Origin of the sequence: Streptomyces sp. Ag109_O5-10 (assembly GCF_900105755.1) — a bacterium.
In the GTDB taxonomy this organism is placed as follows: Bacteria; Actinomycetota; Actinomycetes; order Streptomycetales; family Streptomycetaceae; genus Streptomyces.
In genome coordinates this window covers 8,200,739-8,224,097 of record NZ_FNTQ01000001.1, presented here as the reverse complement: position 1 = coordinate 8,224,097, position 23,359 = coordinate 8,200,739, and the positions used below count along the sequence as shown (strand labels likewise).

Annotated in this window: 18 protein-coding genes; 3 read left to right on the top strand and 15 right to left on the bottom strand. The window is 71.6% G+C overall.

Annotation, left to right across the window (positions count from 1 at the left end; genetic code table 11):
• Positions 1 to 31 precede the first annotated feature (31 nt).
• Entirely contained in the window at positions 32 to 1,453 is a 1,422-nt protein-coding gene (locus BLW82_RS37440) for a lipase maturation factor family protein (RefSeq protein WP_093506121.1), read from the top strand.
• Here BLW82_RS37440 and BLW82_RS37435 read toward each other — a convergent pair.
• The 8 genes from BLW82_RS37435 to BLW82_RS37400 are packed head-to-tail and all read right to left on the bottom strand — an operon-like array spanning position 1,441 to position 9,295.
• On the bottom strand, positions 1,441 to 2,271 hold the full coding sequence (locus tag BLW82_RS37435; protein WP_093506119.1) for an amidohydrolase family protein: 831 nt from the start codon (positions 2,269 to 2,271) through the stop codon (positions 1,441 to 1,443). The genes BLW82_RS37440 and BLW82_RS37435 overlap by 13 nt on opposite strands.
• Positions 2,268 to 2,582: an L-rhamnose mutarotase gene (locus BLW82_RS37430; RefSeq protein ID WP_093506117.1), complete on the bottom strand. Its 315-nt coding sequence runs from the start codon at positions 2,580 to 2,582 to the stop codon at positions 2,268 to 2,270. Before BLW82_RS37430 ends, BLW82_RS37435 begins: the two co-directional genes overlap by 4 nt.
• Positions 2,579 to 3,565 (bottom strand): aldo/keto reductase, encoded by a 987-nt coding sequence (locus BLW82_RS37425; protein ID WP_093506115.1) that lies wholly within the window; start codon positions 3,563 to 3,565, stop codon positions 2,579 to 2,581. Before BLW82_RS37425 ends, BLW82_RS37430 begins: the two co-directional genes overlap by 4 nt.
• Positions 3,562 to 4,317, bottom strand: a complete 756-nt coding sequence (locus BLW82_RS37420; protein ID WP_093506113.1) for an SDR family NAD(P)-dependent oxidoreductase — start codon at positions 4,315 to 4,317, stop codon at positions 3,562 to 3,564. Before BLW82_RS37420 ends, BLW82_RS37425 begins: the two co-directional genes overlap by 4 nt.
• On the bottom strand, positions 4,314 to 5,654 hold the full coding sequence (locus tag BLW82_RS37415; RefSeq protein ID WP_093506111.1) for an L-fuconate dehydratase: 1,341 nt from the start codon (positions 5,652 to 5,654) through the stop codon (positions 4,314 to 4,316). Before BLW82_RS37415 ends, BLW82_RS37420 begins: the two co-directional genes overlap by 4 nt.
• 41 nt (positions 5,655 to 5,695) lie before the next feature.
• Positions 5,696 to 6,721 carry an ABC transporter permease gene (locus BLW82_RS37410; RefSeq protein WP_093506109.1) on the bottom strand — a complete coding sequence of 342 codons (1,026 nt, stop codon included), beginning with the start codon at positions 6,719 to 6,721 and terminating at the stop codon, positions 5,696 to 5,698.
• Positions 6,714 to 8,228 carry a sugar ABC transporter ATP-binding protein gene (locus tag BLW82_RS37405; protein WP_093506107.1) on the bottom strand — a complete coding sequence of 505 codons (1,515 nt, stop codon included), beginning with the start codon at positions 8,226 to 8,228 and terminating at the stop codon, positions 6,714 to 6,716. The genes BLW82_RS37410 and BLW82_RS37405 overlap by 8 nt, the downstream gene beginning before the upstream one ends.
• Entirely contained in the window at positions 8,225 to 9,295 is a 1,071-nt protein-coding gene (locus tag BLW82_RS37400) for a sugar ABC transporter substrate-binding protein (RefSeq protein WP_093506105.1), read from the bottom strand. Before BLW82_RS37400 ends, BLW82_RS37405 begins: the two co-directional genes overlap by 4 nt.
• Before the next feature lie 175 nt (positions 9,296 to 9,470).
• Between BLW82_RS37400 and BLW82_RS37395 the strand changes: the two genes are divergently transcribed.
• Positions 9,471 to 10,172, top strand: coding sequence for a FadR/GntR family transcriptional regulator (locus tag BLW82_RS37395; RefSeq protein WP_093506104.1), 702 nt, complete (start codon positions 9,471 to 9,473; stop codon positions 10,170 to 10,172).
• 83 nt (positions 10,173 to 10,255) lie between these two features.
• Here the strand turns inward: BLW82_RS37395 and BLW82_RS37390 are convergent, their stop codons facing one another.
• From BLW82_RS37390 to BLW82_RS37365, 6 genes are read right to left on the bottom strand one after another with little or no spacing between them, the layout of a single operon-like run.
• Positions 10,256 to 13,264: an alpha-mannosidase gene (locus tag BLW82_RS37390; protein ID WP_093506102.1), complete on the bottom strand. Its 3,009-nt coding sequence runs from the start codon at positions 13,262 to 13,264 to the stop codon at positions 10,256 to 10,258.
• Between the two features lie 28 nt (positions 13,265 to 13,292).
• Positions 13,293 to 15,302, bottom strand: coding sequence for an endo-beta-N-acetylglucosaminidase (locus BLW82_RS37385; RefSeq protein WP_093506100.1), 2,010 nt, complete (start codon positions 15,300 to 15,302; stop codon positions 13,293 to 13,295).
• Entirely contained in the window at positions 15,299 to 16,546 is a 1,248-nt protein-coding gene (locus tag BLW82_RS37380; RefSeq protein ID WP_093506099.1) for a glycoside hydrolase 5 family protein, read from the bottom strand. The genes BLW82_RS37385 and BLW82_RS37380 overlap by 4 nt, the downstream gene beginning before the upstream one ends.
• Positions 16,547 to 16,575: 29 nt before the next feature.
• Positions 16,576 to 17,475, bottom strand: coding sequence for a carbohydrate ABC transporter permease (locus tag BLW82_RS37375; RefSeq protein ID WP_093506097.1), 900 nt, complete (start codon positions 17,473 to 17,475; stop codon positions 16,576 to 16,578).
• Positions 17,472 to 18,359 (bottom strand): carbohydrate ABC transporter permease, encoded by an 888-nt coding sequence (locus tag BLW82_RS37370; RefSeq protein WP_093506095.1) that lies wholly within the window; start codon positions 18,357 to 18,359, stop codon positions 17,472 to 17,474. Before BLW82_RS37370 ends, BLW82_RS37375 begins: the two co-directional genes overlap by 4 nt.
• Before the next feature lie 7 nt (positions 18,360 to 18,366).
• The gene (locus BLW82_RS37365; RefSeq protein WP_093506093.1) at positions 18,367 to 19,659 is read right to left on the bottom strand and encodes an ABC transporter substrate-binding protein; all 1,293 of its coding nucleotides are present in this window, start codon (positions 19,657 to 19,659) and stop codon (positions 18,367 to 18,369) included.
• Positions 19,660 to 19,922: 263 nt separating this feature from the next.
• Here BLW82_RS37365 and BLW82_RS37360 point away from each other — a divergent pair, with 263 nt between their 5' ends.
• A complete protein-coding gene (locus BLW82_RS37360; RefSeq protein WP_093506091.1) occupies positions 19,923 to 20,930 on the top strand; it encodes a LacI family DNA-binding transcriptional regulator in 1,008 nt (335 codons plus the stop codon).
• 28 nt (positions 20,931 to 20,958) lie between these two features.
• Here the strand turns inward: BLW82_RS37360 and BLW82_RS37355 are convergent, their stop codons facing one another.
• Positions 20,959 to 23,322, bottom strand: coding sequence for an alpha-L-fucosidase (locus BLW82_RS37355; RefSeq protein ID WP_093508475.1), 2,364 nt, complete (start codon positions 23,320 to 23,322; stop codon positions 20,959 to 20,961).
• Between the last annotated feature and the right edge of the window lie 37 nt (positions 23,323 to 23,359).

The following is a 23,359-nucleotide window of genomic DNA, read 5'->3' as shown; positions in this document are numbered from 1 at the left end:
GCACACCGGAGAGAGTCAGGAGCGCACGACCGTGGACTGGTTCACCGACCCCGGGTACTGGGTGAGCCGGCTGGTCTTCCAGCGGGCTCTGGCCGCCGTGTACCTCGTCGCGTTCCTGACGGCGGCGCTGCAGTTCCGGGCCCTGCTGGGCGAGCGCGGGATGCTGCCGATCCCGAGGTACGTCGCCCGCGTCCCCTTCCGGCGGGCGCCGAGCCTGTTCCAGCTGCGCTACTCGGACCGCCTCTTCGCGGGCTGTGCCTGGGCGGGCTGCGCGGTGTCGGCGGCGCTGCTGGCGGGCGCGGACTCCGAACTCCCGCTGTGGGCCGGGATGGTGCTGTGGCTGGTCCCCTGGGCGCTGTACCTCTCGATCGTCAATGTCGGCCAGACCTGGTACGCGTTCGGCTGGGAGTCGCTGCTCCTGGAGACCGGCTTCCTCGCCGTCTTCCTGGGCAACGACGAGGTGGCCCCGCCGGTCGTGGTGCTCTTCCTGCTGCGCTGGATCCTGTTCCGGGTGGAGTTCGGGGCCGGGCTGATCAAGATGCGCGGGGACGCCTGCTGGCGCAAGCTCACCTGTCTCCACTACCACCACGAGACCCAGCCGATGCCGGGCCCGCTGAGCTGGTTCTTCCACCATCTGCCCGGACCGGTGCACAAGGCGGAGGTGGCCGCGAACCACGTCACCCAGCTGCTGGTCCCCTTCCTGCTGTTCACCCCGCAGCCGGTCGCGACGGCGGCCGCGTCGCTGATGATCCTCACCCAGCTGTGGCTGGTGGCCTCCGGCAACTTCGCCTGGCTGAACTGGATCACCATCGTGCTGGCCGTGTCGGCGCTCCGTCTCCCCACGGACCGCCGTACCGCGCCGCCCGCTCCGCTCTGGTACGAGGTGGTCGTCCTCGCCGTGGCCGCGCTGCTCCTCTTCCTGAGCTACCGACCGGTGGTGAACATGGTCTCCCGCCGCCAGGTCATGAACCGCTCCTTCGACCCGCTGCACCTGGTCAACACCTACGGCGCGTTCGGCAGCGTCAGCCGGGTCCGCTACGAGGTGGTGGTCGAGGGCACGCTGGACGGCACCCCGCGCGAGGAATCGGACTGGCGGGAGTACGAGTTCAGGGGCAAGCCGGGCGACCCCCGGCACTGGCCGCGCCAGTTCGCGCCCTACCACCTCCGGCTGGACTGGCTGATGTGGTTCGCCGCCCTCTCCCCCGCGTACGCCGGGGAGTGGTTCGGCGGGCTGGTCGAGCGCCTCCTGGAGAACGACCGGGACACGCTCAGGCTGCTGCGCCGCTCCCCCTTCCCGCCCGGCGAGCCCCCGCGCTTCGTCCGCGCCCGCCTCTTCCGCTACCGCTACACCGACTGGCGGGAGCTCCGGGAGACGGGCGCGTGCTGGGAGCGGACCTACGTACGGGAGTTCCTGCCGCCGACCCGGCTGACGGGGACGGCTCAGAGGCCGTAGACCCGGGCGGCGGTGGTCTCGAAGACGGCGGTGCGGTCGGTCGGGGCTACCAACTGGACCGCCGCGTCGAGGACTTCGCCGTAGGTCCCGGCCAGGACGCACACCGGCCAGTCCGAGCCGAACATCAGGCGGTCGGGGCCGAAGGCGTCCAGGACCGTCTCGGCGTACGGGCGCAGGTCGTCGACGGTCCAGGAGGCGTGGTCGGCCTCCGTGACCATGCCGGAGAGCTTGCAGACGGTGTTGGGGCGGGCGGCGAGGGCGCGGACGGCCCCGGCCCAGGGTTCGAGGGCGCCGGACGCGATGGGCGGCTTGCCCAGGTGGTCGAGGACGAAGGTGAGGTCCGGGTGGGACTCGGCGGCCTTGACGGCGGCCGGGAGCTGGTGGGCCTGGACGACGAGGTCGTAGACCAGGCCCGCGTCCGCGAGCGCGGCCAGGCCCCGGGCGACGTCCGGGCGCAGCAACCACTCCGGGTCGGGTTCGCCCTGGACCTGGTGGCGGATGCCCTTCAGGTAGGGGCCGCCGGGGAGTTCGCGCAGGCGGGCGAGTGTGTCGGAGACGTCCGGGCGGGTCAGGTCGGTCCAGCCGACGACTCCGGCGACCAGGTCGTGGGCGTCGGCGAGGGCGAGGAACTCGGGGGTCTCCTCGGGGACGGTGATCGTCTGGACGAGGACCGTGCGGGTGACCCCGGCCGCCGCGGCCTCGGGTGCGAGGTCCTCGACGGTGAAGTTCCTTCTGAGCGGCCGGAGTCCCGGTCCGGTGATCCAGTCCTGGTCCCGTACCGAGAGGTCCCAGACGTGGTGGTGGGCGTCGATCGTCACGGCAGCTCCCATACGACGGGCAGGCCGGCCTCCGAGCCCGCCTCGGAGTAGTCGTGGACGACGTCGAGAAGCTCGGCCATCCGGGCCTGCCAGGCCACGTTGACCGGGAGCCGCTCCAGTTCGGCGAGGAGGCGGCCGTAGTCGGCGCAGTCCAGGACGTGGAAGAGGTCGGTCCCCCTGCGCCAGATGGTCCAGGAGGTGGCCCCGGCCGCGCGGATGGCGTCGGTGAGTTCGGCGGGGACCTCGCGGTGGGCGGCCTCGTACTCGGGGATGCGGTCGGCCCGGACCTTGGTGTGCAGGGCGACCCTCATGACCCCTCCTCCGTGGGTACGGGGGCGTCGGCGGGCAGCAGGCCTGAGGCGCGCAGCTCCTGCCAGAAGGCGGCGGGGACGTGCGCGGCGAACTGCTCCGCCCCGTCCGCGATCTCGGCCGCCGAGCGGGCCCCGACCAGGACGCTCGCCACGGCCGGGTGGGCCGCGCAGAAGGCGAGGGCGGCGGCACGCAACGTGGTCCCGTGTTCCTCGGCGAGCGCCTTGAGGCGCAGGGCGCGGGAGAGCAACTCGGTGGACGCCTGCGTGTAGTTGTAGGTGGCGTCCGGCTTCGGGTCGGCCAGCAAACCGGAGTTGAACGCCCCGCCGATCACCACGGAGGTGCCGCGTTCCGCGGCGGCCGGGAGCAGGTCGGTGAGGGCGCTCTGGTCGAGGAGGGTGTAGCGGCCGGCACACAGCACCACGTCGACGTCGGTGTCGCGGACGAACCGGGTGAGCATCGCCGTCTGGTTCATGCCGGCGCCGATCGCGCCCACGACACCCTCGGCGCGCAGCTTCTCCAGGGCCGGGTAGCCCTCGCGGAAGGCCTGTTCGGCGTGGTCGTCGGGGTCGTGCAGGTACACGACGTCGACCCGGTCGAGGCCGAGCCGCTCCAGGCTCGCCTCCAGGGTGCTGCGGATGCCGTCGGCGGTGAAGTCCCAGACCCGGCGCAGGGTGTCGGGCACGGCGAAGCCGTGGGCGAGGTCGTCGCCGTCGCCGGGCCCCGGTTCCAGGCGGCGGCCGGCCTTGGTGGAGAGGGTGTAGGCGTCCCGGTCGTACTGGCGCAGGGCCTCGCCCAGCCGCCGCTCCGAGAGCCCCAGGCCGTAGTGCGGGGCGGTGTCGAAGTAGCGGATGCCGTGCTGCCAGGCGGCGGTGACGGTGTCGTACGCCTGCCGGTCGGGGAGTTCGGTGTAGAGGTTGCCGATCACGGCGGCGCCGAGGCCCAGCGGGCTGACCCGGACACCGCTGCGGCCGAGGGCGTTCACTGGCCCACCGGCCGCAGCCTGAGGCCCTGCATGCCGCCGTCGACGGCGAGGGAGGTGCCGGTGGTGGCGCCGGAGAGCGGGCTCGCCAGGTAGGCGATGGCACCGGCGACCTCGGCGGCCGAGACCAGCCGCCCGGCGGGCTGGCGGGCCTCCAGGGCGACGCGCTCGGCGGCCGGGTCGGGCGCCTTGTCCAGGAGGCGGCCGATCCACGGGGTGTCGGCCGTGCCGGGGTTGACGCAGTTCACGCGGACCCCCTCGCGGACGTGGTCGGCGGCCATGGCCAGCGTCAGGGAGTACACGGCGCCCTTGGTGGCGCTGTACAGGGCGCGCTGCGGCAGGCCGGCGGTGGCGGCGATGGAGCAGGTGTTGACGATCGCCGCGTGCTCGGAGCGGCGCAGGTGCGGGAGGGCGGCGCGGGCCGCGCGGACCATGCCGAGGACGTTGACGTCGAAGACGCGGCGCCACTCGTCGTCGTCGTTGTCCTCGACCGTGCCCTGGGCGCCGATGCCCGCGTTGTTGACCAGGACGTCGAGTCCGCCCAGCGCTTCCGCGGCGCTCGCCACGGCCGTCCGCACGGACGCGTCGTCGGTGACGTCGGCCTGGAAGCCGAGCAGCGGCTTCTCCACGGCGGACGGGTCGAGGTCGAGGACGGCGACCTGGGCACCGCGCTCGGCGAGCAGCTCGGCGGTGGCCCGCCCGATCCCGGAGGCGCCCCCGGTGACCAGGGCCCTCAGACCCTCGAAGTCGGTCATGCCGCCTGTCCCTTCTGTGTCTCGGGGTCGGCGGCCCAGAAGGTGCCGCCGGGGTAGGTGTACTCCGCGACGGACTCCGGCAGCAGGGCGGCCGAGAAGCCCGGTGCGGTGGGTGCCGCGTAATGACCTTCGCGGATCACCACCGGGTCGCGGAAGTGGTCGTGCAGGTGGTCGACGTACTCGATGACCCGGTCCTCGGTGGTGCCGGAGACGGCCAGGTAGTCGTACATCGAGAGGTGCTGGACGAGTTCGCACAGGCCGACGCCGCCCGCGTGCGGGCAGACCGGGACCCCGAACTTGGCGGCCAGCAGCAGGACGGCGAGGTTCTCGTTGACGCCGGCGACCCGGGCCGCGTCGATCTGGACGATGTCGACGGCACCGGCCTGGAGCAGCTGCTTGAAGACGATCCGGTTCTGTACGTGCTCGCCGGTGGCCACCTTCACCGGGGCGACGGCGCGGCGGATCGCCGCGTGGCCGAGGATGTCGTCGGGGCTGGTGGGCTCCTCGATCCAGTACGGGTCGAACTCGGCGAGGGCCTTGGTCCAGCGGATCGCCTCGTCGACGTTCCAGCGCTGGTTGGCGTCGATGGCCATGCGGATGTCCGGGCCGACGACCTGGCGGGCGACCCGGCAGCGTCTGATGTCGTCGTCGAGGTCGGCGCCGACCTTGAGCTTGATCTGCCGGAACCCGTCGGCGACCGCCTGCGCGGCCAGCCGGGTGAGCTTCTCGTCGTCGTAGCCGAGCCAGCCGGCCGACGTGGTGTAGGCGGGGAAGCCGTGGTCGAGGAGGCGGGCCCGCCGCCCCTCGGCACCCTCCCGGCCCCGCTGGAGGATGTCCAGGGCCTCCTCGGGGGTGAGGGCGTCGGTGAGGTAGCGGAAGTCGATCTGCCGGACGATCCACTCGGGGTCGGCGTCGGCGAGCAGCTGCCACAGCGGCTTGCCGGCGCGGCGGGCGGCGAGGTCCCAGACGGCGTTGACGACCGCGCCGATCGCCATGTGCATCACGCCCTTCTCGGGGCCGAGCCAGCGCAGCTGGCTGTCGCCGATCAGGTCCCGGTAGACGGATCCGGGGTCGGCGCAGACCTCGTCGACCGGGCGGCCGAGCACATGGTTCCGCAGCGCGTCGATCGCGGCGACCTGGACGTCGTTGCCCCGCCCGATGGTGAACGTGAACCCGTGCCCCTCGTGCCCGTCGCCCGCGTCGGTGCGCAGCACGACGTAGGCCGCCGAGTAGTCGGGGTCCGGGTTCATCGCGTCGGAGCCGTCGAGCTCGCGCGAGGTGGGGAAGCGGATGTCGTAGGTGTGGACCGCGGTGATGCGGGCGGGGCTCGGGGACACGGATTGCCTTTCCTTCGGGTGGGGTTCGGGACGCGGGCGGGTCAGTCCTGGGCCCGTCCCGTGGTGACACGGGCGATCATGAGGGCGACGAGGATGATGCCGCCGTAGATGGCCTGGATCCAGAACGACGGCACCTGCGCCAGGGTGAGCAGGTTCTGCACGACACCCAGAAGGAGTACGCCGGTCAGGGCGCCGAACATGGTGCCCTTGCCGCCGTCGAGGCTGATGCCGCCGATCACCGCGGCGGCGAAGACCGTGAAGATCATGTTGTTGCCCTGGTTGGCGCTGATCGCGCCCACGTACCCGGTCTGCATGATCCCGCCGACGGAGGCGAGGACCCCCGCCACCACGAACACCCCGAGCATCACCCGGTCGACGCGGACACCGGCGGCGCGGGCCGCGTCGGCGTTGCCGCCGATGGCGTACAGGGCGCGGCCGACCCGGTGGTACTTCAGCACGAGGCCGGTGACCGCGAAGGCGACCGCGGCCAGCCACACCGACATGGGGACGCTGAGGAACGTGGTGGTGGCCAGGGTGAAGAAGCTGTCGGGCATCCCGAACAGGGTCTTGCCCTTGGTGGCGCCGACCAGCACACCGCGCAGCACGATCAGCATCGCGAGCGTCACGATGAAGGCGTTGAGCTTGAACTTGACGACCAGGATGCCGTTGAAGGCGCCGACGGCCGCGCCGACGACCAGGATCGCGACCATGGCGAGGGCGGCTGGGAACTCCGTGCCCCAGCCGGACTCGGCCGACGGCAGCACCAGGAGGGCGCCGACGGCGGGCGCGATGCCGACGACCGACTCCAGGGAGAGGTCGAACTTCCCGGTGATCAGGACCAGCGACTCGGCGAGCACCACCATCGCGAGGGCGGCGGAGGCGCCGAGGATGGAGATCAGGTTGCGCTCGGTGAGGAACGAGTCGTTGACCACCGCGCCCAGCACCATGAGCAGCAACAGGGCCGGGACGAGGGCGAGTTCACGGGCCCGGCGCAGGATGACCGTGCGGGCCGCGCGCGGGTCGGGGGAGCGCACCGGGGTGAGCGGCGGGGCCTTGGTCTCAGCCATGGTCCACTCCTTCGGGCATGGAGTCCACTCCTTCTATGGAGGCGATCAGCTCGTGGTCGTGCCAGCCGGCCGGGTGTTCGGCGACGGTCCGGCCGTGGAAGAGGACGAGGACGCGGTCGCAGCGGCGCAGGTCGTCGAGTTCGTCGGAGACGACCAGCACGGCGGTGCCGTCCTCACGGGCGCTGTCCACGCGGGCCAGCAGCGACTCCTTCGACTTCACGTCGACGCCCGCGGTGGGGTTGACCAGGACCAGCAGCCGCGGCCGCGAGGCGAGGGCGCGGGCCATGACGACCTTCTGCGCGTTGCCGCCGGACAGGTCGGAGACGGGCTGGTCGGGGCCCTCGGCGTGGATGTCGAGGCGCTCGATCAGCCCGGCGGCGAAACTCCGTTTGCGGTCGGTGCCGACGAACCCGCCCCGGCCGAGCCGGTCGAGGACGGTCAGGGTGGCGTTGTCACCGATGCTCATGCCGGCCACGAGTCCCTGGTCGTGCCGGTCCCGGGGCACGAAGCCGACGCCCGCCCGGAGCGCGGCCCGCACGTCCCCGAACGGCAGCCCCCTGCCTTCCAGTTGCGCGGTCCCGGCGGTGGGGGTGCGCAGCCCGGCGATGGTCTCGGCGAGTTCGATCTTGCCGCTGCCGCTGGTGCCGGCCAGGCCGACGACCTCTCCGCTGCGGACGGCGAGGTCGATGCCGTCGTACGACTCCGACGTGAGCCCGCTGGTGCTGAGGACGACGGGTGCCTCGGCGGCCACCGCGTCCCGTGCCGTCTGCTCCTGCCGGGTCACGGCCTCCCCGGCCATCGCCTCCACCAGGGCGGCCCTGGGCAGGTCGGCGACAGGGGCGGTGACGATCCAGCGGGCGTCGCGGAGCACGGTGACGGTCTGGCAGACCTCGTAGACCTCCTGGAGGTGGTGCGAGATGAACAGGAAGGTCACGCCCGAGTCCTGGAGCGCCCGCATCCGGCTGAACAGCCGCTCGATCTCCCGGTTGTCGAGCTGGGCGGTCGGCTCGTCGAGGACGATGAACCGGGCGCCGAAGCTCAGCGCCCGGGCGATCTCGACCATCTGCCGGTCCTCGACCTTGAGGTCGGCGGTGCGCGCCTCGGGGTCGACGCGGACGTCCCAGGTGTCGAGGAGCGCGGCGGCTTCCCTGCGGAGCCGCCGCCAGCTGATGAAACCCCGGTGCAGGGGCTGCCGGTTGATGAAGAGGTTCTCGGCGACCGTCAGCTCCGGCACGACGGTCGGCTTCTGGTAGACGCAGGCCACCTTGCGCCGCCAGGCGTCCCGGTCGGCGAGCGCGGGCGCGGGTTCGCCGTCGAAGCGGACGGTGCCCTCGTCCGGAGCCTGGAGGCCGGTGAGGACGTTGACCAGGGTGGACTTGCCGGCGCCGTTGCGGCCGACGAGGGCGTGGGACTCGCCCGGCAGGACGGTGAGCCTGCCGTCGGCGAGGGCGACGGTGGGGCCGTACCGCTTGACGATGTCCCGGGCCTCAACGAGTGGCGTGATCATTTGACCGTGTTGCCCCACAGCTTCGGGTCGTCCACGTTGTCCTTCGTGACCAAGGGCGCCGGGAGCTGGTCCTCCAGGATCCCGCTGGGCAGCTTGACGATCGTGGAGTCGTGGTCGGTCGGGCCGGGCTTGAACGTCTTCCCCTCCATCGCCGCCTTGATGTAGTACATGCCGTACTTGGCGTAGGCGTCGGCGGGCTGGGAGACGGTCGCGTCGATCTCGCCCTTGCGGATGGCGTCGAACTCCTGCGGGATGCCGTCGTTGGAGACGATCACGATGTGCCCGCTCTGCCCGGCCGTCTTGAGCATGCCCTTGGACTTCAGGGTCTGCAGGGTCGGCGCCAGGTAGACGCCGCCGGCCTGCATGTAGATGCCCTTGATGTCGGGGTTGGCGTTGAGCAGCGTGCCCAGCTGGGAGGCGGCCGTGTCGGACTCCCACTTGGCGGGGATCTCCAGGACCTTGAGCTTCGGGTACTTCTTCTTCACGCAGGAGCGGAACGCCTCGGAGCGGTCCCGGCCGTTGACCGAGGCCAGGTCGCCCATGATCTGCACGACCTTGCCGCTGGTGACCTGCCGGCCGAGGTAGTCGCAGGCCTTCTCGCCGTAGGCGACGTTGTCGGCCCGGACCACCATGGCGACCTTGCCCTTGTCCGGCGCGACGTCCACGGCGACCACCGGCACGCCCTTGCGCTCGGCCTGGTCGAGTCCCGCCTCGATGGCGGCACTGTCCAGCGGGGCGACGACCAGCCCCTTCACGCCCTGGTTCAGCTCGTTGTTGATGTCGGTGATCTGCTGCGAGGGGTCACTGTTGGAGTTGACCGTCTTCAGCGCGTCCACGCCCTCGGACGTCGCCATCTTGGGCACGTAGTCGTTGTACGACTGCCAGAACGGCGAGGTCAGCAGGGGCAGGATCACCCCCACCTTGCCGGTGCCACCGCCTCCGGCGCTGCCGCTGCCGGTGTCCTTGGTGCTGCCGCAGGCGGCGAGCACGAGCGAGGCTCCGACGGCGACGGCCGTCGCGCCGATGATCCGGGACCTGTTCCGCTTCCTCAGTGTTCTGCCGGGCATCTTGGCAGCTCCTCATCGAGCGTGTTCGAGCAGATGCCCGCATACTTATCAGACCACTCGGCGGATTCAACACCCCGCGAACGCTTATTTTCCGTCGATGAGCCGTCGAACGAGCCGTAGTGGTCGGACCACCTCGCTGGTTAGACTTCGGCGCACCGGCGACGGGAGGAGCGGTGTGGACGAGACGACGCCACAGAAGGGCACGGTGACGCAGCGCGCCATCGAGCGGATCAAGGCGATGATCGCGGAGGGCCGCCTGGAGCCGGGCCAGCGGCTGCCGACGGAACGCGACCTCGCCGCCCAGCTGGGCATGTCGCGCAGCTCCATGCGCGAGGCGATCCGCGCGCTGACGGTCCTCGGCGTCCTCGATGCCCGGCACGGCTCCGGGATCTACGTCACCCAGCTGGAGGCGGGTGACCTGCTGGAGACGTTCGGTGTGGTCGCCGACCTGTCACGCGGGCCGCGGCTGGTGGAGCTGCTGGAGGTGCGGCGGGTCCTCGAATCGACGGCGACGGCGCTGGCCGCCGCGCGGATCACGGCCGACCAGTTGGCCGAGGTGGAGAAGCACCTCGCGGCGATGAACGCGACGGACGATCCCGAGGAGATCCTCGCGCACGACCTCGCCTTCCACCGGGTGATCGCGGGGGCCGCCGGGAACGACACGATGGCCGCGATCCTGGAGGGCCTGTCCTCGCGGACGTTCCGGGCTCGGGTGTGGCGGGGGTACGAGGAGGAGGGGGCGTTCGACCGGACGCGGCGGGAGCATGCGGCGATCCACCGCGCCCTCGTCGCCCGGGATCCGGAGGCGGCGAGGGCCGCGGCGGCTGCGCATGTCGGTGAGGTCGAGGAGTGGCTGCGCGCACAGCTCGGCACCTGAGCGGTCCCGGCGAAGTCCGCCGCGGTTCGGCAGCGGCCCGTCAGGGGCGCTGGGGGTACCCCCAGCGCCCCTGACGGGGCCGCTCAGGCTCGGCGGAGTCGCAAGGTCATCAACTCGAAGGGGCGCAGGCGCAGTCCGACGCTGTTGCCGACGTGCTCCGGTGCGTCGGGGAGCGGGCGCTCCAAGAGGTCGGTCGCCGTGACATCCGCGACCTCGAAGCCCGCGGTCAACGTAGCGCGGGCCCTGCCGCCGTGCGCCTCGTGGAAGCGGACCACCACGTCGCCGCTGCCGTCGTCGGCCAGTTTCACCGCCGTGATCACCACCGCCTCGTTGTCGACCGTGACCAGCGGAGCGACGTCGTTCGCTCCCGTCACCCGGCGCTCCGCCAGGTTGATCCGCCAGCCCTCGCGGACCGCGTCCGCGATGGCCGCGCCCGGCACCAGGGCGTGCCGGAAGCGGTGGATGCCCTGGTCGGTCTCGGGGTCGGGGAAGCGGGGGGCGCGCAGCAGTGAGGCGCGGACCGTGATCGTCGTTCCCTTGTCGCCGTCCGTGCGGACGCTGCGGGTCACGTCGTGGCCGTAGGTCGAGTCGTTGACGATCGCCACGCCCCAGCCCGGCTCCTCCAGGTGGACGAAGCGGTGGTTGCAGGCCTCGAACTTCGCCGCCTCCCACGAGGTGTTGGTGTGGGTCGGGCGGTGGAAGTGACCGAACTGGGTCTCCGACGCGTATCGTTCGGCGTGCATGTCCAGGGGAAAGGCCAGTTTCAGGAACTTCTCCGTCTCGTGCCAGTCGACCTCCGTGTCGATCAGCAGCCGACGCTCCCCCGGTGGCAGGGACAGCACCTGGGTGACCCGGGACGAGCCGAAGGACCGTACGATCCGGACGCCCTCCGCACCGGCCGTCAGCTCGTCGGTCTCGGTGAGGTCCGTGACCGCGTTGCGGTAGAAGGCGTCGACGTCCCAGGCGTCCCACATGTTCGGGAAGTCCGGGTGGAGCTGGAGCAGGTTGGCGGCCGTGCCGGGCGCGACGGTCTCGCGGTCGGCGTCGAGGTCGTACGCGGACACGACGAGGCCGCGGGCGTCGATCTCGACGCGCAGGAGGCCGTTGGCGAGGACGTGTCCGCCCCCGGGCCGGTCCGACACGGTCACCTCGCCGGACGGCTGCTCCCGCGCCGCACCGCCGGCGGGGACTCCGCCCCGGCTGTGCGGTGCCGCGTTGAACAGCAGCGGCCGGTCGCCCTGCCCCGCCAGGGACCGCTGGGCCGCGTCGATGATCGCGGTGAGTTCGGCCGTGAGCCGCTGGTAGGTCGCCCTCGCCTCCCGGTGCACCCAGGCGATCGAGGAACCCGGCAGGATGTCGTGGAACTGGTGCAGCAGGACCGTCTTCCAGATCCGGTCCAAGTCCGCGTAGGGGTAGGGGAATCCGGTGCGTACGGCCGCCGTCGCCGCCCACAGTTCGGCCTCCCGCAGGAGGTGCTCGCTGCGCCGGTTGCCCTGCTTGGTCTTCGCCTGGCTGGTGAGGGTGGCGCGGTGCAGTTCGAGGTAGAGCTCGCCGACCCAGACGGGCGCGTCGGGGTACTCGGTCTCGGCCTTGGCGAAGAACTGCTCCGGCGTCTCCCAGACGACCGTCGGTGAGCCCTCCAGGTTCCGTACCCGGGCCGACTTGGCGACCATCTCACGGGTCGTGCCGCCGCCTCCGTCGCCCCACCCGGTGGGTGCGAGGGAGTGCCGGGCGCGGCCCTTGTCCTTGAAGTTGCGTGCCGCGTGGGCGAGTTCACTGCCCTTCATGGAGCAGTTGTAGGTGTCGACGGGCGGGAAGTGGGTGAAGATCCGGGTGCCGTCGATGCCCTCCCAGTGGAAGGTGTGGTGCGGGAACTTGTTCGTCTGGGACCAGGAGATCTTCTGGGTGAGGAGGCGGGTCGAGCCCGCCGCCCTGATGATCTGCGGAAGTCCGGCGGCGAAGCCGAAGGTGTCGGGCAGCCACGCCTCGTCGTTCTCGATCCCGAACTCCTCGAGGAAGAACCGTTTGCCGTGCACGAACTGACGGGCCATCGCCTCCGAACCCGGCATGTTGGTGTCCGACTCCACCCACATCCCGCCGGCCGGCACGAACCGCCCCTCCGCGACCGCCTTCTTCACCCGCGCCCACACCTCGGGCCGGTGCTCCTTCACCCAGGCCCACTGCTGGGCCTGGGACATGGCGAACACGAAGTCGGGTTCGTCCTCGGCGAGGGCGGTCATGTTGGCGGTGGTGCGGGCGACCTTGCGGACGGTCTCGCGCAGCGGCCACAGCCACGCCGAGTCGATATGGGCGTGCCCGACCGCGCTGATCCGGTGCGCGGAGGGTACGGCGGGGGCGGCGAGGACCTCGGCGAGACGGGCACGGGCCTCGGCCGCCGTGCCGTTCACGTCCTGCAGGTCGACCGCGTCCAGCGCCCGCTCGACCGCGCGCAGGATCTCGTGGCGGCGCTGCCCGTCGGCCGGCAGCTCGGCCATCAGCTCGCCGAGCACCTCCAGGTCGATGACGAGCTGCCACACGGTCTCGTCGAAGACGGCGAGGTCCATCCGGGTGAGCGTGTACTGCGGTTCGTGTCCGGCGGTGTCCTTGTCGCCGAGCCAGGTGGGCCGGAACGGGTGGTAGTCGAGGATGACGGGATTGGAGGCGGCCTCGATGTGCAGCCTGACCTGTTCGCCGCCCTCGGCGGGGGCGCCGACGCGGACCCACTGGTTGCGCGGGTTGAGGCCCTTCACCGGGGTGCCGTCGGGGCGGTAGACCAGGCCCTCGCACTGGAAGCCGGGCATGTTCTCGTCGAAGCCGAGGTCGAGGAGGGCCTCCACGGTCCGGCCGGCCCACTCCTCGGGGACGGTTCCGGTCACCCGGAACCAGCTGGTGCCCCACGGAGCACCCCACCGGGTGCCCACCGCGATCGGCTCGGGCTCGGCCGCGAGCCCCTCGTCGACCGGTACGGGCTCGCCGGGCGCGTGCCACACCGCGACGTCGAGCGGCACGGACTCGGGATACACGGCGGGGCGGATGCGCTCGTCGAGGACCCGCCTCAGGCGGGCTTCGACCAGGCTGCGGTCGTCATGCATGCGGGGTGCTCCGTTTGTTGGTTACCGGTTACCAGGTGTGCGAGACGGTGACGGGATCCGACGAGGTGTACAGCTCCCCTACGGCACGCACTTCGAACCGTCCCGTCGTCTCTCCCTGCTCCGGCTGCAGGCCGGTCAGGAAACAGGCGCGCTGGCCGGTGGCGCCGAGGAAGCGCCGGGTGCCGTCGGGGAGAAGGCGGTGCAGGGTGTACTGCCGTACGGCGCCGGGTGCCGCGTCCCAGGCGAGGCGCAGGGTTCCGCCGTCGGCCGCGGTGATCCGCGGGTCGGCGGGAGCTGCCGGGGTGTCCGCTCCCTGCCGTACGGCGATTGCGCCGAGCCGCCACCGGACCGGACCTTCGGTCGCCGTGAGGCGGACGCCGAGGGCGTGGACGGTGCCGGAGAGTCCGGTGAGCGGGACGGTCGCGGTCGACCAGCCGTCGCCGGAGTCCACCGGCACATAGGTGTACGGCGGTGCCGTGCCGGCGCTGCCCGGCTCGGCGGTGGCGACGGCCAGTTCGACGTCCACGCTCCCAGCGTCGGTCCGGTACGTCAGCTCGACAACCGTCTGTGCCGTGATCGGCAGCCGGGTCGCGTAGAGGTCGAGGACGACGGGCCGGTCCAGGGCGCCGTCCACCAGCACGCTGCTGCCGCCCCGCCAGGCGGCCGCGAAGTCGAAGGTCACGGCCGGCCGGGTGCCGGACGTCCGGACCGCCCAGCGCCGGGACGGAAGCCGGTCCTGGAGGCCGAGGTGGTTCCAGGGCGTGTCCGAGGCGACCTCGCCGTCCTCGTACCAGCGCAGCCCGTGCCCGGTGTTGAAGACGCTCGCGAACGGCACCGCCGTCACCGTCGAACGGTCCGCCACCGACACGGCCGGCGCCCGCCAGGGGTCGGTGCCGTCCGGCCGGGACGGGTCCAGTGAGCGCCCGGTCCAGAACCGGTCGTCGGCGGCGTGGAAGTCGCCGGGGGTGCGGCTCGCGGGCAGGTGGTTGCGGGTCCACTCGGGCCGGTAGAAGCCGACGGACGTGATGTGCGCCGCACCGCTCGGGACCATCGCGTCCCAGTTCACGGAGGTGTTCGAGCCGTTGGACTCGACGTCGACCCCGGCCCACAGCTCGTAGCGGCTGCGACCGAGCCGGACCGCCTTCGTGCCCGAGGAGGCGAGGGTCGAGGCGCTCCACCGGAAGTCGACGAACATGTCGTCGGCGGCCTGGAAGAAGGCCTGGTTCTGGCCGTTCAGCGCGCCCTGCCAGCTGACCGTGCCGCCCACGGTCATCGCGTCGTACCAGGTGACTCGCTGGCCCTGGGCCGCGGCCAGGGACTTGAGTTCGGTGACGAAGCCGAGCATGGCGGTGCCGAGGGCGGTGTTCCCGCCGCCGGTCTCGGCGTTCACGAACCAGCCGTCGAAGCCGTAGGCGGCGGCCAGGGCGACGAGCTGAGCCGCCAGGGGGTAGTGCCCGGCGGCGTCGGTCTGGACCAGGTCGCGGGTCCACTGGAGCTGGCCGCCGTAGGCGGTGGGCGGCAGGAAGATGTTGCCGAGGACGGGCACGCCGTGCCGGTGGGCCGCGTCGACGATCGGCGCGTTCGGGGCGAGGATCAGCCCCTCTCCCGCCGAACCGCCCCAGAAGACCAGTTCGTCGAGGTAGGCCCAGTGGGTGAGGGCGTAGTAGTCGGCGGTGGCCGAGCCCTGGGAGGGGTTGCCGGAGGTCGGTCCGAAGGACACCAGTGACTGGATGCGGGCCTGGCCGGAGCGGGCGGTGGTGTTGGCGGGGGTCGGGGTGAAGCGGGTGGCGAGCGGCACGGAGGCCGCGTTGAAGGCGAGGTCGGGGTCGCCGGCCGCCGTCCAGGTCTTCAGGCTGCGCCAGGTGATGCCGGTGCCGGGGCTGCCGGAGGGGAAGGAGTCCGGGTAGAAGTAGGCGGCGTAGGGCGGGGTGGCCGTGGCGGTGGCCGGGGTGGCCTTCCGGGTGGCGGCCGTGGCGGGGGTGGGTAAGAAGGCGGCCGCGGTGGCGGCGATGAGGACGGTGCGTCTGCTGGGGTTCACGGGCGGGTGCCTCCTTGTGGGGTGGGGAGTACCTGGTCGGGTGTGACGACCTCGGTGATGCCGCGCGCGGTGAGATGGTCCAAGTCAGCCGCGCGGGTGTCGAGGACGGTGGTGGGGCGGGCGCCGTCGGCGGCGAGCCGGAACCAGGCGTCGAAGACGGGGCCGCCGGGGGCGTTGCGGGAGCGCAGGGCCGGGTCGGCGGGCACGACGAGCGCCGTGGAGCGCCGCCGTGCCGCCGCGGGCTCGGCCGCCGCGAGCACGTGGGCGATGTCCTTGGGCTTGCGGTCGTTGGTCAGCAGGCCGAGCCCGTACTCGAGTTCGGGGAAGTCGGCGAGGCCCCGGCTGACGTCGTGGGAGCACCACCAGGTGACGCCCCACAGGTCGGGGCAGTCCAGGACGGCGCTGATCGTCGCCTCGGCGAAGGCGGCGGCGTGTTCGGCGGGGATCAGCGGCGCGGGCGCGCCCACCTCCTGGAGCCAGACGGGCCGGTGCGCGTCCTCGGCCCAGGCCTTGCTCAACTCGACGAGATAGGCGCCGTGTTCCTCGGTCTGCCGGGCGGCGCGGCCGTACCGCTGGGCGGTGCCGTCGAACACCCAGGAGTGCACGGCGGTGACCGCGCCGAGGCGGGCCGAGTGGGCGGGGGTGAAGGGCTGGTCGTCCTGGTACCAGGCGGCGTCGTACGAGGCGTGCACGTGCAGCCCGCCGGGGGCGCCCTCGGCGCAGGCGGCCAGCAGCCGGACGAGCCACCTCTCCGCGTCGGCCGCGCCGATCCGGTCGGGATCGGGGTGCGGTGCGGCGGCGAACTGGTTGACCTCGTTGCCGACGGTCATCCCGATGAAGTTGGGCCGGTCCGCGAGGGCCGCGGCGAGGGTGCGCAGGTAGGCTGCCTCGCCCTCGACGACCTGCGGGTCGGTGAAGAGGTTGCGCCGGTGCCAGGTGCGGGTCCAGGCGGGCAGGAAGTCGAAGCTGCTCAGGTGCCCCTGCAGGCCGTCGACGTTGACGTCCAGGCCGCGCTCCGCCGCGGCGTCGGCGAGGGCGACGAGCTGTTCCACCGCACGGGGGCGGATCAGGGTGCGGTCGGGCTGGAAGTAGGGCCACAGGGGGAAGACCCGGATGTGGTCCAGCCCCAGCGCGGCGATCGAGTCGAGGTCGGCGCGCACCGAGTCCAGGTCGAAGTCGAGCCAGTGGTGGAACCAACCTTCGCTGGGGGTGTAGTTGACGCCGAAGCGCACGGCAGGAGGCATGCGTATCCCTTGCTGGCGATTGACGGGGGTCAGCCCTTGACGGCTCCCTCGCCCACGCCCCGGAAGAAGTACCGCTGGAGGCAGGCGAACAGGGCGATGAGCGGGGCGACGGCGATGACGGTGCCGGCGGCGACGAGGCGTTCGTCGTTGGCGAAGGTGCCGTGCAGGTAGTTGAGGCCGATCGTGAGCGTGAACCGGGAAGGGTCGCTGAGCACGATGAGGGGCCACAGGAAGTCGTCCCAGGCGCCCATGAAGGCGAAGATCGCGACGACGGCGACGGTGCCCCTGACCGACGGCAGGGCGATCCGCAGGAACCGCTGCCAGACGTTGGCGCCGTCCACGTAGGCCGCCTCCTCGATCTCGTAGGGCAGGTTGAGGAAGGCGTTGCGCATCAGCAGCACGTTCATGGCGCCGATCGAGCCGGGCAGCACGACACCGATCAGGGTGTTGTTGAGGCCGAGTTCACGCATGGTGGTGAACTGGGCGATGATGATGCCCTCCACCGGCACGAGCATCGCGAGGACGAACACCAGGGTGGCGATCCGGCGGCCCCGGTAGCGCAGCCGGGCCAGGGCGTACCCGGCGAGTGCCGAGCCCACGCAGTTGGTGACCACGCTCGCGCTCGCGACCTTCAGGGAGTTGAGGGCGTAGTCCCAGACGGGGATGGTGTCGGCGACCCGCCGGTAGTTGTGCAGCGTGGGGTGTTCCGGCACGAAGCCGGGCGGCGAGCTGAAGATGTCCTCGGTCGGGCCCTTGAGCGAGGTGGACAGCTGCCACAGGAACGGGCCGACGGTGACGGCCAGGACGAACAGCAGCAGGGCGTAGCGCAGGACGAGTTCGCCTACCCGGATGCGGCGGCCGTGTTCGTCGGTGACGCGCGCCTCCTTCGCCGCGGGCACGGTCCGCACGCGTTCCTCGGTGACGGTCATGTCCGCTCCCTCCGGTCGGCGCGCAGCACGAGGAGCATCAGCACCACCGTCACCACGAAGACGACGACGGAGAGCGCCGAGGCGTAGCCGACCCGGCCGGTCAGTCCGGTGCCGGTCCGCTGGACGAGCATCACGAGGGTGGTGTCCTCGCCGGCCGGGCCGCCGTCCGGGCCCGCCAGCAGGTAGACCTCGGAGAACGTCTTGAAGGCGGCGACCGAGGAGAGCGCCGCGACCAGCACCACGGTGGAGCGTACGGCGGGCACGGTGACGGTGAGGAAGCGGCGGACCGCTCCGGCGCCGTCCACGGACGCGGCCTCGTGCAGCTCGCGCGGCACGTTGGCGAGCGCCGCCAGGTAGATGATCATGTAGTAGCCGAGGCCCTTCCAGACCGTGACGGCCATGGCGCTCAGCAGGAGCAGCCACTGGTCGCTGAGGAAGCCGACCCGGCCGATCCCGACGCTCTCGAGCAGCGAGTTGACCAGGCCGCGTTCGTCGAGGAGCCACACCCAGATGAGCCCGACCACGACCACCGAGGCGACCACCGGGGTGTAGAAGGCGGACCGGAAGAAGGTGATGCCGGGGATGTTCTTCTGCACCAGCAGGGCGAGCAGCAGCGGCAGGACGACGAGGGCGGGCACCACCCCGACGATGTACAGGGTGCTGTTGCGCAGGCCGGTCCAGAACATGTCGTCGTGGATCAGCTCACGGAAGTTGGCCAGGCCGACGAAACGGCCCGGGATCAGCGTGCGGCGGTCCGTGAAGGAGTTGACCACCGTCGAGACGAACGGGTAGAGCACGAAGGCGCCGACGACCAGCAGCCCGGGGGCGGCGAACAGCCAAGGGCTGGTGGGAAGTTGGCGCCGCACGCGGGACACGTCGGCCATCGGGGTCTCAGCCCTCCTGCTGGAGCAGGCGGTCGCAGGCCTTGACAGCGTTGTCGAGAGCCGCCTTGGGGCTCTCCTTGCCCTGCAGCGTCCTGGCGACCTCGTTGCGCAGCGCGGTCTTCATCTGGTCGCTGAACAGCACCGGCGTGTAGTTGACCGCGCTCTTCAGCGACTTGGCGGCGGCGATGCGCACCCGGGTCTCGTCGGTGCCGTCCTCCTTGGTGAAGTACGGGTCGTCGAGGGAGCCTGCGGTGCTGGGGAAGATGGCGACCTTCTCGGCGAAGGACATCTGGTTCTGCGCGTCGGTCACGAAGTGCGCGAAGGCCACGGAGGCCGCCGTGTGCTTGGTCCGGGAGTTGACCATCACGCCCATCACGTACATGTTGACGTGCCCGGTGCTGGTGATCTGGTCGGTGATGCCGATGTTCTTGTACAGGTTCGGCGCCTGCTTCTTGAAGTTGTCGAGGTCGAGGGCGCTGCCGGGGTTCATGGCGACGGCCCCGGTGAGGAACTTCTTGCCGGTGGACTCGGGGGTCGCGGTCAGCGCCTGCGGGTCGAGCGCCTTGGCGTCGTACAGCTCCTTGTACTTGGTGAGCAGTTCGACGCCCTTCGCGTCGTTGAAGGCGAACCCGGTCCCGGCCTTGTTCATCAGCTGTGAGCCGTACCGCCCGAAGTCCTCGATCGTCGGCACGTTGGCGAGGGTGGCGACCTTGCCGCCGCTCTGCTGCGCCATCTTCAGCGCGTCGGCGAAGAGTTCGTCGTACGTCTTCGGCGGCTGGTCGGGGTCGAGTCCGGCCTGCCTGAACAGCGTCTTGTTGTAGAAGAGGGGGCCGGTGTTCAGGTACCAGGGGAAGGCGTACGTCCCGCTGGTCCCCGGTATCTGGTGGCTGGCCCAGGCGCCCGCCAGGTACTCGGACCTGTACTTGGCCGCCGCCTTGTCGAGGTCGAGGGCGAGGCCCGCCTTGGCGAGCGGGGCGACCAGGTCCGGGGAGACGTTGACCACGTCGGGGAGGGTGCCGCCGGCCGCGTCCGCGCTGATCTTGTCGGCGTAGCCCTCGGCCGGCTGGTCGATCCACTTCACGTGGGTGCCCGGGTACTTCTTCTCGAAGTCCGCGACCAGGCCGTCGAAGTACGACTTGAAGTTCGCGCGCAGGTTCCAGGTCTGGAAGGTGATGTCGCCCTCGACCTTGCCCGAGGCGTCGGTGGAGCCGCCGCCGTCCCCGCCGGAACCGCAGGCGCTCAGCGGCAGGGCGAGGACGGCGGCAGCGGCGAGGGCGAAGGCTCTGCGGGAGATGCGCATGGTCCGTTGCTCCTTTGCGGCGGGGGGTCCTTAGGTGCCGCGCCAGACCTTGCACGCCGTTTTGGCGCCACGTCAATGGATTCGGCGCAGCTAAAGTCATTAGTGACTCAAAACCCCTGCTCAGAAAGGTGTTACGGACGTATTGCCACGGATCGCTAATGCGCTTTAGGGTGTGGCGACTCAAGCGCATTAGCAGATCACGGTCCCGAGCCGAATGAGGAAGTGAGTTGGCGGAGAAACGCAGCCCCGCGCGCCGGCCGACGATGAAGGACGTCGCGCGCCGCGCCGGAGTCTCCGAGAGCGCGGTCTCCTTCGCGCTCAACGGCCGCCCCGGGGTCTCCGAGACGACCAGGGCCCGGGTCCAGCGGGTCGCCGAGCAGCTCGGCTGGCGCCCCAGCACGGCCGCCCGCGCCCTGTCCGGCGAGGGCGCGGCCACCGTCGGCTTCGTGCTCGCCCGCCCCGCGCACTCGCTGGGCGTGGACTCCTTCTTCCTGCAGCTGGTCTCGGGCATCCAGGAGGTGCTCGCCGAACGCCATCTCGGGCTGCTCTTCCAGATGGCGGAGGACGTGGCCGACGAGTGCGCGGTCTACCGCCGCTGGTGGGCCGAGCACCGCGTCGACGGCGTCCTGGTCGTCGACCCCCGCGCCGACGATCCCCGCCCCGACCTGCTCGACGAACTCGGCCTGCCCGCCGTGGTGATCGGCGGCGCGCCCGACGAACGTCACGCCGAACTGTCGACGGTCTGGGCCGACGACTCGGCCGCGATGGCCTCGGTGGTCGACGAGTTGACCCGGCTGGGCCACCGGCGCATCGTGCACATCGCGGGCCTGCCCGGCCTCGCGCACACCCAGCGCCGGATCCGCACCCTGCGCGCCGAGGCCGACCGGCGGGGCCTGTCCGAGGTCCACTCGGTCACCACCGACTACTCCGACGCCGAGGGCGCGGCCGTCACCCGCCGGGTCCTGCGCGCGACCCCGCCCCCGACGGCCCTGATCTACGACAACGACGTGATGGCGGTGGCCGGCGTCGCGGCGGCGGCCGAACTCGGCTGCTCCGTCCCCGCCGACGTCTCCGTCGTCTCCTGGGAGGACTCGGCCCTGTGCCGCATGGTCAAACCCTGGCTCTCCGCCCTCTCCCGCGACAGCACGGAGTTCGGCCGCACGGCGGCCCGGGAGCTGACGGCACTGCTGGACGGGGGTACGGCCCGGGCGGTACGGGTGCCGGTGCCGCATCTGACGATCCGGGGCAGCACGGCACCCGCCCGCTTCTAGAGCGAGCCGCTGCGGCCTCCCGCCGCGTTCACCTGCGCCAGTCGATCTTGAACACCCATGCGTGCCGTCCCGCGCGCCGGGCCGCCTCGGGCACGTCGATCACCACGGCGCCGTTGGAGAGCGTCCAGGTCAGGGGGCGGCCGTGGCCGAGCATGGTCACCTTGTCGCCGGGGCGGACCGGCACCGGTGCCTCGACGATGAGCCTGGTGCCCGGCCGGGCCAGGGAGTGGATGTAGAAGGCCTCGTCCGGGCGGACGGTGAACCGCAGGTCGTCGCCGAGCTGGGGCATGCGCGACCAGTACGTGGTGCCGTGGATCGCCTCACCGTTGACGGCGAGCCAGGCGCCCGTCTCGCGCAGCCGGGTCTGCATGACCTCCGGGATGGTGCCGTCGGCGCGGGGGCCGATGTCCAGGAGGAAGTTGCCGTTCTTGGAGACGATGTCGACCAGGCTGTGCACGACCTCCTCGGTGGTCATGTAGGCGTCGTCCGGGGTCTGCCGGTTGTAGCCGTAGCTGCGGGGGTCGAGGCCGCGGCTGGCCTCCCACTTGGCCACGACCGTGTCCGCGTAGGTCGTGTACTCGGGCGTGGTGAAGTCGTGGAAGCCGATCCCCGAGCGGTCGTTGACGGTCACGTCGACCGGACGGGCGCGGTTCTTGGCATGGTTGAAGTACTCGGCGAGGACGTCGACGCTGTCGTTGGCGCCGCCGATGTCGCACCAGATGATCTCCGGGTCGTAGCCGTGGATCAGTTCCAGCATCTGCGGGGCCTGGTAGTCCCGGACGAAGTCCTTGCCGGAGGTGTAGCCGGTGTACGGCAGCGGATCCAGGGTGTACGGGTTGCGCGGGGCGTGGCCCATCCAGGGGCTGTCGGGGTTGAACCACTCGGGCATGGAGAAGTAGAGGCCGCGGTGGAGTTCGGGCGTGTACCGCCGGGACGCGTCGAACAACTCCTTGACCAGGTCCCGTTTCGGGCCGAGCTTGACCGCGTTGCGGTCGGAGACCTTGGTGTCCCACAGGGCGAAGCCCTCGTGGTGCTTGGAGGTCAGCACGTGGTACTGGGCACCGGCGTCGCGGAACAGCTCCACCCAGGCACGCGGGTCGAACTTCTCGGCCGTGAAGCGCGGGATGAAGTCGTCGTAGGCGAAGTCCGCGCCGTAGGTGTCCCGGTGGTAGGCGTACGTCGGGTTGTCCGGGTCCTGCATCTGGTCCCAGTACCACTCGGCGTACTGCACCCCGACCGGCGCCCACGCGGGCACCGAGTAGACGCCCCAGTGGATGAAGATGCCGAACTTGGCGTCGTTGAACCAGTAGGGCGCCCGGTGGCCGGCCAGCGAGGTCTCGGTGGGCTGGTAGTCGGCGGTACCGAGCGTCAGGGTGCGCCGGTTCGCCGCGACCTGGGTACCGCGGCCGTGGACGGTGACCGTGCCGTCCTGCTCAGTGCCGGGTGCGGTGCCCGCGCGGTTGCGGATGCCGACGCGGACGCGTGCCTGTTCGCCGGGGTCGAGGCGGCGGATGCGGGCGGGTTCGACGGTGCGGGCGCCGGGGACGTCGACGCGCACGGACACCGCGTCGCCCGCCAGGATCGCGACGGTGCCCGCGTTGACGACGGTGGCCTCGACGCTCTGGGCGCCGCTGGTGTCGAGCAGGGAGCTGGTCGACCGGGTGTCCCGCAGGGCCAGCGCCCGCCCCTGGGCGACGGGTTGCAGGGAGAGCGCGAAGACGTGCAGGGCGGTCTTGCCGGCCTCCGCCGGGTTGGTGACCGGCAGGGTGAGGGCGACGGCCTCGCGCTGCGGGTCGATCCACACCTCGGAGGTGCCGATCCCGACGCTGTGCGCGTCCTTGCCGCCGTCCGGCTGGTAGCGGTACGGCGCCGACAGGGGCCCGCCCGCCGAGTACCAGTCGCCGCCGCTCAGGCCGGCGGTGCTGGTCGTGCCGTCGGCGTAGTGGACGGTTGCCGTGCCGGAGGCGTTGCCGTAGCTGCCGGCGGTGAGGAAGAGCGCCGAGAGGTAGCGGCCCTTGGGGAGGTCCAGGCGCTGGCCGAGCGCGACGACGTTGTTCCTGGCGCCCGCGGTGGCGGCCGGGAACTCGAAGGGGATGCCGTCGACCTCGACCCGGCCGGCCGGGAGCTCCTCGCCCGGGAACGTGTAGCCGGAGCCGTCGAAGTCACCGCCCCGGGCGGCGGCGGTGTCGATGCCATCGTTGTCATAGAGCGAGTCGAGCGGTACGGGAACAGGCTCCGGGACGGGAACCCAGGACGACCCGGCCTCCGCTTCGGCCGGGTCGTCGGCCGCCCCGGCGGCGTGCGCCTCGGCCGGTACGGCGAGAGGGAGGGCGACCGCCGCGGCGGCACCCGCCGCGACCCCCAGGACCTGACGTCTTGGACAAGGAGACATGCTCATTGCGCGGCTCCATTCATCGGATGTCTGATGA